Here is a 13,348-nt window from a genome sequence, read left to right as displayed (position 1 = left end):
TGAATACCGATACTTCGCCACTTTGCAGATGACAACGGCGATGACGGACGCTTGTCGTTTTGGTTTTGTTCGACGCCTGCGCTTGTCTGCTGCCGCGTGAGCTTACGACGACGCGTGCGGGCAGGCGTTGAACAAACTTCAAGAGGAGCGCCACGCGCGTCGCTCATACAGGCTTGCTCCGGTTGTAAATTGGTTCGGGTGATTTCACCGGCATCGCGTACTCGGATAAGACTGTAAATTGACAGAGCGTCAGCGCCTTCTCGAGTCACACGTATCGACGAGGCAAAATCTCGCCGCCCGGCAGTTCCGGATGACTGACAGGTCAGGCGAAAACAGTCAGTCGATCGGAGTGCGGGTCAGGTCGCCCGGAACGCTTTACGGTACGAAAGCTTCCGCAAAAGCCTATCGTCATAAAACCACAGATAGGCCGGAAACAACTGATACCTGTGTGCGTACTGTCAGAGGGCGCGCCCTCTACCCCCGCTGAAAAGGCGCAAGATGGCAAGCAGAATAACGGCCCCAATAAGAGCTGTAATCAATGATCCGATTATGCCGCTACCCAGGTGTAATCCTAGTGCCCCGCCCAGCCAACCCCCGATGAATGCGCCCACAATTCCCACGATGATATCGACCACAATCCCGAAGCCGCCGCCGTCGACGATACGACCCGCCAAAGCGCCGGCAATGCCACCAATAATCAGCCAGAAAATAATTCCATGAGAAACCGGGTCCATATTCCTTCTCCAGTGAGGTCGAATCCGCGTTAGCGGCGTGCGAGCATTCCGATGATGAGTCCGCCGATGAGTGCCATCGTGACTGCTTTCCATGGCGCTTCATGAACATAATCGTCGGTTGATTCAGAGACGACGCGGTACTTCGTTTTGACGACCTCCTGTGCAGAGGCAAGCTTGTCCTTCAGGTCTGATAGCGTCCGGGTGGGCGCTTCGTCGTTGCCCTGCTGGGATGCCCCAGAGGAACTGGACCGCTCAGATGCGACCGGTGGGGATACCGCTGCGGCAGCGGTGGGTTGCTCGAACTCGGTCATTCCAACCTCCAATTTTGTTTGAATGCCAAGAGGTCGAGCAAGTCTCATACCTCAGAAAAACGAGGAGTCGATTTAAGTCACCAGTCCGAGCGTTCTCGGCAATTCGGACTTGCGCCGAGTTGAGGCGATCCCAGCAACCACGCCCGGGATTCTCGAAACAACTCATGCGATGGAGAAACCGGCCGGCGAAAAGTACGCACAACCGTGGCCATGACATCAGGCCGAAACGATGGGTCGACAGTCCGATGCGGTCGCGCATTTCCCGCGATGAAGGGCATCACGACATCGACCACGGCAATGTCCGATACATTCACCGAGACATAATAAATTTGCTGTATCTAACGAGTAGCACACGGGAGCCTTTTCTCTGAAGGCGCAATCAGGCAAATGCTTCCTGCCAGGTCAACCGAAAGATCGCGGGTTTGCTCCTGCAAACCGGATGGTGTGCAAGGCGCGTTATGACTAGGTCGTTTGTGGGCAGCGTTGCGCTACTCCTGGCTGCGGCAAACGTTTCGGTAGGGCGAAAAGCGCCAGTGCCCTGACGCGTCCTTTACGGCCACGGCGCCATAGTCGTACAGCACATCAATCGCTGTCGCACACCCTAGCTCGCCCAGATCGACAATCAGGAGCGTGCGCATGGATGCGTCCGCACTTGCCGGGAGGGTCTCCGTTGGCTGGAGGTAGCCCGGGCCTGCGTCGAAGCGGTTTGATGCGCCGTAGACGCTCAGGTATTCACCATGCGCGGCATACTCGGCGCGCTCTTCCGCGCGGAAAGTCTCGTCTAACGTTTCTGAAGTCCGGGCAAACGGCGAGCGGTGTCTGCTTCCCTGATAAAGGTGTCCATTACCCGGGTCTAAGCCGAGCGCTTCCAACGCACCAAGTGCCTCCTCGGCGTCCCGGTAGGAGGTAAAAAGTCCAACAAGAACTGGCAAGGTGTGTCCCCTACATCGCCAAATGTACGCTCTTATCGGCGCGCAACCGTTGTGCCTGTCAGCCCATGGGTTTCCCCTCGGCTGCGGCGGTCAAAAACTCGCGGTGGGGAGATCCGCAGCGCCTTCGAGAATCCCAGCCAACGATTGATTATCCGAAGTTGTGGTGGTATGCCTGGCCGCGAGCCATTTCTTCCAACCTCGCAGGCCGACGAGTAGAAGCAGAGGCCTGCGCCGTCTCTGCATCGCTTTGTGCTTCAGCTTTCTTTTTGTCAGGCGTTGTAACCGACAGTAAATATTAAAGCCGCGGAAACGAAGGTTGGCGGGCAATCCGACTCTCCCTGGCCCGTCCTTGCCCGTAGAAGCACCTTCGATCAATCCAGCGACCCTCAAAGCACACTTCTTCAAAGTACACATCTGGTAACAAACAGATACTGCTCGCGGCCAATTGGCACCCGACACTACTTTTAAGTCGGCCTCTCCCTCGCGCAGGAAGTCATACACAACACCCGACCTGTCGTTCTCACAACTAGCGTTGAACATTTCGATCCCTGGTCACTTCCCACGAGGGTTCATCGTGGACCTCATTACGGCGGCAAGACATGCAGCAGACATTCGTACCTGTTCGGCGCTTCAAAAAAAATACGTCAGGTCGCGATTTTGTCGTTGGCGACCTGCACGGTTGTTTCACGCGGCTACGGAGGGAACTCGAGGCTAGCCAGTTCGATCGCTCGCGCGACAGGGTCTTTGCCGTCGGAGACCTGGTCGACAGAGGGTTCGAATCGCCAGCGGTCCTGGACGTCGTGCGTCGGTACGACATCCAGTCGGTGCGCGGCAATCATGAGGATTCGATCGTGCGCTGGCGTCTTTGTGACGCTGGCGAGGGCTTCGTTCGGGCCAATGGCGGCGGGTGGTTGCTCGACATGACCGGAGACGAAGAGGCAATAGACGCCATAGTTGCCTATATGGCGGCCCTTCCCTACGCAATAGAAATCGAGACAGACTTTGGTCTAGTCGGCATCGTACATGCCAACGTCCCTATGCGATCGTGGTCCAGAACCGTCGAAGCGCTAATGCAGGAAGGTATTGACGGGAAAATCCGGCGCAAGTTGATCTGGGATCGGTCACGTTGGAATGTGCGACAAGAGAAAGGCTTCGGTTCGATGCGCCGCGTGGCAGCCCGAGTGCTCAAGGGCCTTAAGTCCGGAAGAGGTGACGCGTGCGGCTGGGTGGAAGGGGTCGCGGCTGTCATCGTGGGACATACACCTTCAGCTGAGCCGAAAGTTAGCCACAATGTGATAAACGTGGACACGGGGGTTGTGTACGGCGGCAATCTGACCTTGCTGCGCCTCGATGAAATCCCCACCATGCTGGGCCAGGGTACCCGTACGGCACCTGTGGTCAGCCGGATATCGCACTATTTGCCGCCTCGCGAGTCCGGGCAACTTTAACGACCACAAGTGTGTCGGGGTCACGTGCCGGTGAGGCGGACGACACCGGCGAGACCCGGACACCAAGATAACCGGTGCGCGTCACTCGCCCGGCTTCACTTTTCCTGCGGCGCATGCGAGGCAATCGCGTTTCCTCCCCTCGTTATCCTGGCCGCCATCCGGACGCACGCGATCTCAGAGCATCTGATGACGAGCCGGGAATCACCCGGCTTCTAAAAATCCGCGATTCCGGGATTCACTCGCGCTCCTTTGGTAAGCCAACAGCCTGTCCACTACCTCTACGCTGCCGTATCGCCGCCACGTGCCGCAGGCTTGAATCTGATAGTCAGACCTTTCATGCGTGCGTGAAAACGAGGGACGGCAATGCAAGCGAAGGATTCTGAATACTTTTCTGCATGTGATTCGTAAAGCGTGCAGGTCCCTTTAATAATTCCCTGTGCGTGGGTGCCATTCGTTTCCATTAGTGCCGAGGAACGTACCATCGACAGCAAATCGAAATAGTAAGCAGTTTGAAACATAAGTTGACCGTCAGCGGTCGCCTGCTCGGGTGGCCATGACCTCACAAACAGGACGACGGCACGGGAATAAATAACGTCCCGATTCAGTAATCCATTTGCGTGCCGTTCGCCCAGAACCGTCTGACGTTCTTTCTTGCCCCGGCACCGAGCCCGGCGCCTGCCGCGCGCATTTTGGGCTGCGCCGAAGCATATCTACGTACTCTCTGGAGAATACGATGAAGATCCTTACCCTCATTCCAGTTGCCGTCCTGACGTTTGGCGCCACGCTCGCCTATTCGGATGAAAACGCGGATACGTCCAGCGCGGCAACCAACAGCAACGCGGCGATGACTTCGGACGCAGTGGGCGGCGTTTTCGCGGGTGGCAGTGAGAGCGGTGCACACGTCGGAAAGACCCGCTCTGAGGTCTATCAGGAATTATGGCGTGCCCAAAAGGACGGCACATTGGATCGGTTGAACGCGCTCTATGGCGGTGGTAACTGACGGAGAATGTTTGATGGCGCCGCGCGACGTTCACCGCCGCGCGGAGTTACAGACACAGTTTGAAGTACGCCTGTATTTTTGCCAGTTTCACGAAACCGGGTCGCGCGAGGAAGAATCGGCTGCGCGCTCGTCTGGCCTGCCGATGGCCGTTGAAAGCATGTCCGTATCTGCCGACGGCCCTGCACACAGATCACATTAAAAATTCGCCAGCCGGACAGTCCGCGGTCCGTGAAGTTAGGATTACCTGCGGAGGCTGCTCTGCCTTCGGCGTAATACCCGGACAGCACGGACTTTTGACAACCGTCTTGCTAAACCGCTTGTTGCCCACACAGTTCATGCGAGTCGTCAGCGTGGTCGGAGCCATGCTGACGATCCAGCTGAAAATTCGCTCAACTCGTGCCGCGCACCGCCGTTAACCCGGACGATATCCCACATCAATTCGACGTGTCACGTCGCCCGCCGCGCGAGGCACTCTTTCGAATCGTCAGGGTCCGGACTACAAGGTTGCCAGTGTTGGCAACACCGCACAATGCGCGCCTGTGATGGACGGCGTGCGATCGCTCGATACATACCCCATGCTCCTCAAAAGACTCTGTACCGCGTTCGTCGCAGCAATGCTTGGCGCAGCTGCTGTGTCGGTCTGTGATGCTCAATACTCGACCGGATGGGTTGCCAACACCCATGGCACGGGCACTACTCGAGTGGGCAACGTGGCCCGCTCGATGTGGGTCGCACCCGAAGGTGTGATCTACACATCGTCGATGTGGGATGAAAACGAAGGCGGCATTGCGATCTATCAGAACGGCCGGAACATCGGTTCGATCGGGGCACACGGCGAGTTTCAGGGTGGCGCGATCACCGGTAACTCGACCTCGCTATTCGCTGCGCTGCAGTTCAGCGCCACTTACGGTAGCGGTAAGGTTGGCCGATACAACCGGACCAGCCGTACGCGCGACCTGCTCATCACCGTCAGCGCGACGACCACCGAACGCCTGGCCGATGTCGTCACCGGACTCGCGACGTCCGGCTCGCTGCTATATGCGAGCGATTTCCCCGGCAATCGCGTGCGCGTGTTTACGACGTCCGGTGTCTGGCTGCACGATATCAGCGTGGCAGAGCCGGGCGCATTAGCGGTAGACGCAGCTGGAAACGTCTGGGTCGCACAACAAAGCCTGGGCGCCGTGATCCAGTTCGGTCCCAGCGGGGAGCGCCGGAACACCATCCAGTTGCCGGCTAATGCGCGGCCCGCTTCGCTGTACTTCGATGCGACGAGCGACCAGCTATGGATCGGCGACGAAGGGCCGGATATGAACATCAAGATCTATGACGTGTCCGGCACGCCGTATGCCGCGGGGACGTTCGGTGTTCAAGGCGGCTTTCTCAGTACGGCCAATGGCATAAAAGGGCAAGTGGGCGATAAGCGCTTTACGCGCGTCACCGGCATCGGCAGGGATTCCGCGCGCAATCTCTACGTACTGAACAATCCATGGGGAGGGTCATGGGATCTCGGCCGTAACGGCGGCACCGATATCCATGCATACGACGGGACCGGAGTTCTACGCTGGCAGCTCCAATCTGTGAACTTCGAGGGCAACGCGGCTCCGGATCCGGCCACCGACGGGGCGATTTTCTACGGCGGAATGAACATCTATTCGGGAACCGTGGGCGGCACCTTGGTTGCCAACACAATCGATCCGATCACCTATCCGGCCGATCCGCGGATCAATCTTGCCGACCACGAACGTGGCGAACATTTCGCGCAGATCGCCAGCGTGAGAGGGCACCGGATACTCGTCGCCGCGAGTCAGAACCCCGATACCTTCTACTTTTTCCACTTCAACCCGGCGAGCGGCTACATTGCGATTCCTGATGGCGCGTTGCCGGGAACGGCCTTCGCCACGACGGCCCGCGTGCGCAACGGTTTCTGTCTGGATAGCAGAGGCGATATCTGGGCGGGTCTCGACAAGACCAATGTCATTTCACACTACCCACTGACAGGTTTCGATTCGAGTGGCAAACCGGTCTGGGGCGCCGCGATCACGATGCCGATCCCGCGCACCATCTCGCAACTTACCCGGATCATCTACCTGCCCGAAAGCGACACGATGATTCTCACGCAAGGGGCAACCGGCAGCACGGACTGGACTGCGGTGGGGCAGCGCGTCGAGGTGTATCACGGCTGGCTGGCCGGAAACAGGACCACGCCGAACCCGCTCATCAACATTACCGGCGCAAATCCAAAATCAATTGTGGCCGCCGGTAATTATCTGTTTGTCGGCTACGTTCACACCGTCCCGAATGTCGATGCTTTTAACCTCACGACCGGTAAGCTCGATATCACGCTCGCGAATAGCAATCCAAACATGGTCGACGTGGGTAACGACGTGGATTCGATGTACGGACTTCGGGCGTATCGACGGTCGACGGGCGAATATGAGATCACGAAGGACAACTATAACGACTCAAGCATCGTGGTGTATCGCTGGACGCCGCCCGCAATGACTGGAACCGCGGCGAGTGCGACCAAGACAATGCTGGCGTTGCCATTCAGCGTCAATTGACACGGAAATTCCTGACAGGCTGGCAAACGCAGCAACCAATACCGCCGCAAGCTGGCCAACCGTCGAAAAAAGGTGCTCAGTGCTGAAGGTTTATCCATTTCGGAGCAAATTCGTAATCGATGCCGTGCCATACGAATGTCCGCGTCCAAACTACGAGGCAAGCTGTCAATACGATTAGCGCCGCGATAAAAAGAATCCTGGTGACCTGCCCCCCGTCATTCTCCTCGTTCACGCTCTGTTCGGAATTTTGGTGGACAAAGGCGCCTGATGCCACCTGTCTTGCGAGGAGAAAAGTTGAGCACGCCTGGTGAGGAACCGAAAGGCCGATCACCTCATCGATCGTGAACAAGGAAACGCTCGCAATGGCCCTCGGAAAGAATGCTCACACTCACAACACGCCGTCGAGTTGAGGCGGAACGGTCGATGACGGGAGGCGCTGTCAGTCAGGGAGACATTGCCCGGCTCTTCGATTTCCACCGACACACGCCTGTTACCCATACGCACGCGCATTTCCCCGATATTCATCACCGCCACATCCACTGAGGCCGCGAGGGAGTTCATGTTTTGTGCGCCTGACGTCAGAATTCAATTCCATAACGGGCCAATACGGCTCCGCCGAAGTCAAAATAAAAAATTTGTAAAGGACGCTACATGCGCGTAGTTTACTTTACATGATCACCTTAACCACCTGGGCCGTACTGGTCCTGACCTTTCCCACCGAGAACGCCACCGCGCGCATGCGGGCGTGGCGGGCGCTGAAAGCGAAGGGGTGCGCCGTCCTGCGCGACGGCATCTACCTGCTGCCGCATACCGCAGAGCGCGAAGACATGCTGCGCGAGCTCGCCGGCAGCATCGACGAAGCCGGCGGCACCGCCCATCTGCTGCGGGCACAAAGCCTGCACCCGTCGCAGGAAGTGGACTTCCGCGCACTGTTCGATCGGAACGACGATTACGGTATGTTTGTCGCGTCACTGGGAGCCGCGCGGAAAACGCTGGGAGGCCAGGCACCAGCGGAGATCACCCGCCTTCTACGTCGCCTGCGCAAGGACTATGACGCGATCCGGACGATCGACTACTTCCCGGGCGCCGCGTCGACCGACGCTGAAATCGCCTGGGAAGACTTCGTAGCGCTCGCGGATACAGTCCTGTCGCCGGGTGAGCCGCATGCGGCCGAGCGGGCCATCCAGCCATTACGGCGCGACGAGTATCAGGCCCGCACGTGGGCAACCCGGCAACGGCTATGGGTCGACCGCGTCGCGAGCGCATGGCTGATCCGTCGCTTCATCGATCCTCAGGCGCGCTTCCTGTGGCTCGTGTCGCCGGAGGCCTGCCCGACGGACGCGCTCGGCTTCGACTTCGACGGCGCCGCCTTTACGCACGTGGGTGAGCGCGTGACGTTTGAGGTGCTGCTCGTGAGTTTTGGTCTCGACGACGACCCCGCGCTGCTGCGGCTCGGTGAGATGGTGCACGCATTGGATGTCGGCGGCGCACCGGTGCCCGAGGCGATCGGCTTCGAAGCGGTGATGGCCGGCGCACGGCAGCGCGCGTTGGACGACGACCGACTGCTCGACGAGATGGGGCACGTACTCGATTCGATCTACGCGCACTTCGCAACGAGCAAGAAAATTAGCAGCGCTGAGGGCCGTTGATGAACACCACGACAGCGCCCGCGCCCGGCTACACGCTCGGCCAGATGGTCCTTTACATGCTGCGGCTCGGCACCTTCGGTTTTGGCGGTCCGGTGGCGCTGGTCGGCTATATGCACCGCGACCTCGTCGAGCGCCGGGGCTGGATCAGCGAACAGGACTACAAGGAGGGGCTGGCGCTGGCTCAAATGATGCCAGGGCCTCTCGCCGCACAACTTGGTATCTACCTCGGCTACGTGCATTACCGCGTCGTCGGCGCAACCGTGGCCGGTATCGCGTTCGTCCTGCCGTCGTTCCTGATGGTTGTAGCGCTTGGCTGGGCCTACGCGCAGTTTGGCGGACTCTCCTGGATGCAGGCTGTCTTCTATGGCGTAGGCGCCGCGGTGGTCGGAATCATCGCGATGAGCGCGTACAGGCTGACCAGGAAGACCATCGGCAAAGACAGAGTGCTGTGGGCGATATTCCTGACGCTCGCTGTCGTCACCGTGGTCACTGAATCCGAGATCGCATGGCTGTTCATCGGAGGCGGGCTGCTCAACTGGTTCCGGCGTGCTCCCCCGCAATGGCTTGGCAAGGGCGGATTGAACGCGCTTGCCGTAACGCAGGCGCCGGGTGCGAGCGGTGTCCTGAGTGGTCTTGACCTGCCGCTGCTCGGTCAGATCGGTCTGTTCTTCGCCAAGGCCGGCGCGTTCGTGTTCGGCTCGGGACTCGCAATCGTACCCTTCCTCTACGGCGGTGTCGTGACCGAACATCACTGGCTCAACGACAAACAGTTTGTCGATGCGGTGGCCGTCGCGATGATCACGCCGGGGCCAGTCGTGATTACGGTTGGCTTCATTGGTTATCTCGTCGCCGGATTCCCGGGCGCCTGCATCGCCGCACTCGGGACTTTCCTGCCTTGCTATCTGTTCACGGTGCTGCCCGCGCCGTACTTCAAAAAGTACGGCAAGTTACCGGCCGTCAAGGCGTTCGTCGACGGCATTACGGCGGCGGCCGTAGGCGCGATCACGGGCTCAGTCATTGTCATCGCGCGGCGCTCGATCGTCGACTGGCCGACTGTTGTGCTTGCTCTTGTGACGCTCTTGCTGCTCTGGCGTTTCAGGAAGCTGCAGGAGCCGGTCATTGTCGTTGTGGCCGCCCTGTTTGGTCTGGCTGTCTATCCGCTTATCCATTAGCACGCCTTCTGAAGGCAGCCGCGTGCGCGCATCCTACAAGGGTCGTCATCATGGCAACACGGCGTACCTTCCTGCAAGACTCCGCTGCGCTCGACGCGGGAATCATGCTGACCCAGGCACAAACCGTACGCGCCGCAGAAGAGCCGGGGCTGCACACCATTTACTGGACCAGCATCTCGGGGAAAGGTGGTGAGCCGAAGGGCAACCTGGCAAAGATCATAGACAGGAATTTCGGTTCCTATGCGAAGTTCAAGGCACAACTGGTTGCCGCGACGATTGCTGTAGAAGCCTCCGGCTGGGGTGTCGTTGGTTACCATCCCGCGACGGGCAAGCTCGTTGTCATTCGGCACCGTTGCCATCGGCACGATCCTTCGCGCGGTCGAGATTCTCGCGGGATTGAGTTTCATTGCCGGGCTGGGAACAAGGCTGGCGGGGTATCCGACCGTCGCCATCTTCGCCGTGCGGGCAGTGGCCAATTCCGCGAACTCATTGACCTGGCTGCGGGATGCGGTGAGCAGCGTCATCGTGCCTCACGGCGACTGGGGCTATGGCGCAATGTATTTCGGCATAGTGCTGCTCCTTAGCGAGTTGCTGGGCGCCAGCAGCGGCTCATGGTCGGTTGATCACCGGGTTTCAAGGAAATCCAGCGGAGCCGGGAAGTCCCATTCCAGTCGTTGAAATGCACAGACACGTTTGATGCAACAGGACACACGGATGAAAACTCGCATCACGAACGCACTTTGGAATCGGCCTGATGCTCGTTGGCTGCTTGCTGCCGCGTGCGCTATCGCTGCCGCGCTGGGAGGCGCGGTGTTCTCTGCATCAGGGGCGGACGACGGCCTTAAAACGGGCAGCCTGCCGTTAAAACATCTCTCCGACGTGCCGCTTGGCGGACAGCCGACCCGTCTCGACTACGCAAGCCTTGACCAGGAGCGCCACCTGCTATTCATTGCCCATCTGGGCGACGGCGAGGTGGTCGTGTTCGACACGCGTGCAGCGCGTGTGATCGCCCGGATTCCGGACGTGGCCTCAGTGCATGGTGTTTTAGCGATTCCAGCACTATCACGCGTGTATGCGTCGGCCACCGGTTCAAATGAGATTGTCGCGATCGATGAAGCCACACTAAAGATCGTCGCTCGCATGCCGGGTGGCAGCTACCCGGACGGCATGGCCTACGCGCCCGATGCGCACAAGCTCTATGTATCCGACGAAACGGGCGACACCGAGACGGTGATCGACGTTCGCTCTAACACGCGGTTTGCAACGATCCCGCTCGGCGGTGAAGTCGGCAATACCCAATATGATCCGGTTTCCCGACATATCTTTGTGAATGTGCAATCCCGGCGCCAACTACTCGAAATCGATCCCGCCACGGACCGGATCATCACACGGATCGATCTGGCAGGCGCGCAGGGCAATCACGGGTTACTGATAGAACCCCAACAGCGGCTGGCTTTTATCGCGTGTGAAGGCAATAACAAGCTGCTTGTGCTCGACATGCGCACGATGCGAGTGACGTCGTCCTTCGGCGTTGGTCAAGATCCGGACGTCCTGGCCTTCGACCCACAACTGCATCTGCTCTACGTCGCGGGCGAAGCCGGCATCGTGTCGCTGTTCAAAGCCGACGCCGGAAACGTGTCGAAGATCGGCGACGGCCGCGTCGGCCCTAACGCGCATGTCGTCGCGGTGGATGAGTCGACGCATCGTGCCTACTTCCCGCTCAAGGATGTTCAGGGACAGGCGACGTTGCGCATCATGGCACCGCAAGGCTGAGGCAGTCGTGGCCCACTCGGGGCGGTTAAACACTTCGTCAGTTGGCCGAGTCGCTGGAGGATGAGATGGGTCAAACTGAAACGGGCAAGGTGGCCGTATTGTGGCGCGGCGATCTTGAGACGCGTAAAAGTGCGACACCGGGGAATAATCGCTTTTATCGCATCTTCGAAGAACTGACGGCGATCGGCATCCAGGCGGAACCCGCCGTCTATTCCGATGAGATGGTAGACGAAGTGCGTGAGCAACTCCTGAATGTCGATGGCGTACTGGTATGGGTCGATCCGATTCACGACGGACAGACGCGAGTCGTTCTCGATGCGATGTTGCGAGAGGTGGCGTCGCGCGGACCCTGGGTCAGCGCCCACCCTGACGTTATCCTGAAGATGGGCGTCAAGGAAGTTCTACATCGCACCAAGCATCTCGGCTGGGGAACGGATACCCATCTATATCCAGGCAAATCTGCGTTTCAGTCCGAGTTCCCGTTCCGGTTGCAATCGGCAGGACCGCGCGTGCTCAAACAAAACAGGGGCAATGGAGGTCAAGGGGTCTGGAAAGTCGAGCAAATCTCGCCGATGGGCAGCGACACCGTAGTGGTTCGAGTTCTCCATGCACTCCGAGGAAGCATGCCTGAAGAGACGACGCTTCACGATTTCATGGCGCGCTGCGAGGCATACCTCACGCCCGATGGCTGCATTGTTGACCAACCCTTTCAGTCCCGCCTGCCCGACGGCATGATTCGCTGCTACATGGGAACCGACAGGGTTGTCGGGTTTGGACACCAGTTGATCAAGGCACTGATACCGCCGCCGGAAGGCCCCGACTCCGACGCTGCGCAGCCCGGGCCACGTATCATGTACCCTGCCTCGGCCGAACCGTTCCAGGCCCTCAGAGCGAAAATGGAACTCGAATGGACACCGCAAATGATGGAACTCCTGAACATCGATAGCGCTTCGCTGCCGATTATCTGGGATGCCGACTTTCTCTATGGGCCGCGCACCGAATCGGGCGAGGATACTTACGTCCTCTGCGAGATCAACATCAGCTCGGTTTTCGCCATACCCGAGCAGGCGCCGGCGGCCATTGCTCGCCTCGTGAGTGAACGTCTGCGTAAAAAATAGACATCGATCCGAGGTTCCGCTGAGGTGCACGCTTGGTGAGGAATCGCAAGCCCGGTTACCTCATCGATCGTGGACGAGGAAACGCTCGCAATGGCCCTCAGAAAGAATGCTAACGCTCACGACACGCCGTCGAGTTGAGGCTGAACGATCGGTATCGGTGCAGCGCAGTTAAAGTCACCGGAAGCGAATTCAAAGAGGCCCCTCGTTGGCGGGGGCCTTGAGATACGAAATCACCGTGTTTCTGTTAGTACGTCACAGAAGCCCCACTGCCAGTAAAACTGTGCTGCGTAGGAGCGTCATTTGCGTAGTCGGAAACGGCCTGGATGATGTTCACGATCTGCTGCGGCAACCTGCCGCCGCTGACGGCGGTCATGGCAGTACGATCCATCTCAACGGCGACGGGGAGGTCCTTGATTACCAGCGTGTTCATTTCAATTCTCCAAGCGTAAGTTAGTCAGTCAGGATGTCAGAGTGACTTTGAGGGTGTCGGCACTCCTTGATGAGGATTAAGGCAAAGGGCGTGCCATCCGGTGGCACCTCGCCAAGCGATCACACAACCACTTGAAAATATTGAATTTTCAATGGCGACCAGTGCGAATAGTAGACAGAGGTGCGCGCTGCGGTCGGTGGTTCGGACCCAACTCTTCGTC

The 13,348-nt window shown here is 58.9% G+C and carries 13 protein-coding genes and 1 pseudogene; 9 read left to right on the top strand and 5 right to left on the bottom strand.

Going from position 1 to position 13,348, the window contains the following annotated elements; translation table 11 throughout:
• Nucleotides 1–458 precede the first annotated feature (458 nt).
• The 3 genes from AC57B1_RS24710 to AC57B1_RS24700 form a co-directional block, all read right to left on the bottom strand.
• Nucleotides 459–734 carry a GlsB/YeaQ/YmgE family stress response membrane protein gene (locus tag AC57B1_RS24710; RefSeq protein ID WP_408184180.1) on the bottom strand — a complete coding sequence of 92 codons (276 nt, stop codon included), beginning with the start codon at nucleotides 732–734 and terminating at the stop codon, nucleotides 459–461.
• Nucleotides 735–763: 29 nt separating this feature from the next.
• Complete coding sequence (locus tag AC57B1_RS24705; RefSeq protein ID WP_496418976.1) at nucleotides 764–1,045, bottom strand: ElaB/YgaM/YqjD family protein; 282 nt, start codon at nucleotides 1,043–1,045, stop codon at nucleotides 764–766.
• A gap of 488 nt (nucleotides 1,046–1,533) precedes the next feature.
• Nucleotides 1,534–1,977 carry a hypothetical protein gene (locus AC57B1_RS24700; RefSeq protein ID WP_496418975.1) on the bottom strand — a complete coding sequence of 148 codons (444 nt, stop codon included), beginning with the start codon at nucleotides 1,975–1,977 and terminating at the stop codon, nucleotides 1,534–1,536.
• A gap of 599 nt (nucleotides 1,978–2,576) precedes the next feature.
• Here AC57B1_RS24700 and AC57B1_RS24695 point away from each other — a divergent pair.
• From AC57B1_RS24695 to AC57B1_RS24685, 3 genes are all read left to right on the top strand, one after another.
• Entirely contained in the window at nucleotides 2,577–3,425 is an 849-nt protein-coding gene (locus AC57B1_RS24695; RefSeq protein WP_496418974.1) for a metallophosphoesterase, read from the top strand.
• Nucleotides 3,426–4,158: 733 nt separating this feature from the next.
• The gene (locus tag AC57B1_RS24690; RefSeq protein WP_408184176.1) at nucleotides 4,159–4,425 is read left to right on the top strand and encodes a DUF4148 domain-containing protein; all 267 of its coding nucleotides are present in this window, start codon (nucleotides 4,159–4,161) and stop codon (nucleotides 4,423–4,425) included.
• 575 nt (nucleotides 4,426–5,000) lie between these two features.
• Nucleotides 5,001–6,986, top strand: coding sequence for an SMP-30/gluconolactonase/LRE family protein (locus tag AC57B1_RS24685; RefSeq protein ID WP_496418973.1), 1,986 nt, complete (start codon nucleotides 5,001–5,003; stop codon nucleotides 6,984–6,986).
• Between the two features lie 76 nt (nucleotides 6,987–7,062).
• Here the strand turns inward: AC57B1_RS24685 and AC57B1_RS24680 are convergent, their stop codons facing one another.
• On the bottom strand, nucleotides 7,063–7,335 hold the full coding sequence (locus tag AC57B1_RS24680) for a hypothetical protein (RefSeq protein WP_496418972.1): 273 nt from the start codon (nucleotides 7,333–7,335) through the stop codon (nucleotides 7,063–7,065).
• Nucleotides 7,336–7,657: 322 nt separating this feature from the next.
• Between AC57B1_RS24680 and AC57B1_RS24675 the strand changes: the two genes are divergently transcribed.
• The 6 genes and pseudogenes from AC57B1_RS24675 (at nucleotide 7,658) to AC57B1_RS24650 (ending at nucleotide 12,698) form a co-directional block, all read left to right on the top strand.
• Nucleotides 7,658–8,635, top strand: a complete 978-nt coding sequence (locus AC57B1_RS24675; RefSeq protein WP_496418971.1) for a chromate resistance protein ChrB domain-containing protein — start codon at nucleotides 7,658–7,660, stop codon at nucleotides 8,633–8,635.
• Complete coding sequence (locus tag AC57B1_RS24670) at nucleotides 8,635–9,807, top strand: chromate transporter (RefSeq protein WP_496418970.1); 1,173 nt, start codon at nucleotides 8,635–8,637, stop codon at nucleotides 9,805–9,807. Before AC57B1_RS24675 ends, AC57B1_RS24670 begins: the two co-directional genes overlap by 1 nt.
• 50 nt (nucleotides 9,808–9,857) lie before the next feature.
• Nucleotides 9,858–10,106, top strand: a pseudogene (locus AC57B1_RS24665) (Fe-Mn family superoxide dismutase); the annotation flags it as partial.
• Nucleotides 10,107–10,143: 37 nt separating this feature from the next.
• Nucleotides 10,144–10,485 (top strand): hypothetical protein, encoded by a 342-nt coding sequence (locus AC57B1_RS24660; protein WP_408352095.1) that lies wholly within the window; start codon nucleotides 10,144–10,146, stop codon nucleotides 10,483–10,485.
• Between the two features lie 36 nt (nucleotides 10,486–10,521).
• On the top strand, nucleotides 10,522–11,580 hold the full coding sequence (locus AC57B1_RS24655) for a hypothetical protein (RefSeq protein WP_408351691.1): 1,059 nt from the start codon (nucleotides 10,522–10,524) through the stop codon (nucleotides 11,578–11,580).
• A gap of 65 nt (nucleotides 11,581–11,645) precedes the next feature.
• Nucleotides 11,646–12,698, top strand: coding sequence for a Cj0069 family protein (locus AC57B1_RS24650; protein ID WP_496418969.1), 1,053 nt, complete (start codon nucleotides 11,646–11,648; stop codon nucleotides 12,696–12,698).
• A 244-nt stretch (nucleotides 12,699–12,942) separates the two neighbouring features.
• On the opposite strand, the gene AC57B1_RS24645 is transcribed toward AC57B1_RS24650, so the two are convergent.
• Nucleotides 12,943–13,128 (bottom strand): hypothetical protein, encoded by a 186-nt coding sequence (locus AC57B1_RS24645; protein ID WP_047897880.1) that lies wholly within the window; start codon nucleotides 13,126–13,128, stop codon nucleotides 12,943–12,945.
• Nucleotides 13,129–13,348 lie beyond the last annotated feature (220 nt).

The sequence above is a fragment of the Paraburkholderia sp. BGA-UO-ETr-F21 genome (assembly GCF_059567925.1).
The sequence above is the reverse complement of the archived record's forward strand: the minus strand, read 5'-3'. Positions and strand labels throughout refer to the sequence as shown.

Bases quoted from the DNA above. Each gene is read 5' to 3' on its own strand.
- AC57B1_RS24655 (WP_408351691.1), top strand. From the start codon at position 10,522: ATGAAAACTCGCATCACGAACGCACTTTGGAATCGGCCTGATGCTCGT.
- AC57B1_RS24695 (WP_496418974.1), top strand. From the start codon at position 2,577: ATGCAGCAGACATTCGTACCTGTTCGGCGCTTCAAAAAAAATACGTCA.
- AC57B1_RS24645 (WP_047897880.1), bottom strand. From the start codon at position 13,128: ATGAACACGCTGGTAATCAAGGACCTCCCCGTCGCCGTTGAGATGGAT.
- AC57B1_RS24710 (WP_408184180.1), bottom strand. From the start codon at position 734: ATGGACCCGGTTTCTCATGGAATTATTTTCTGGCTGATTATTGGTGGC.
- AC57B1_RS24650 (WP_496418969.1), top strand. From the start codon at position 11,646: ATGGGTCAAACTGAAACGGGCAAGGTGGCCGTATTGTGGCGCGGCGAT.
- AC57B1_RS24685 (WP_496418973.1), top strand. From the start codon at position 5,001: ATGCTCCTCAAAAGACTCTGTACCGCGTTCGTCGCAGCAATGCTTGGC.
- AC57B1_RS24705 (WP_496418976.1), bottom strand. From the start codon at position 1,045: ATGACCGAGTTCGAGCAACCCACCGCTGCCGCAGCGGTATCCCCACCG.
- AC57B1_RS24690 (WP_408184176.1), top strand. From the start codon at position 4,159: ATGAAGATCCTTACCCTCATTCCAGTTGCCGTCCTGACGTTTGGCGCC.
- AC57B1_RS24675 (WP_496418971.1), top strand. From the start codon at position 7,658: ATGATCACCTTAACCACCTGGGCCGTACTGGTCCTGACCTTTCCCACC.
- AC57B1_RS24670 (WP_496418970.1), top strand. From the start codon at position 8,635: ATGAACACCACGACAGCGCCCGCGCCCGGCTACACGCTCGGCCAGATG.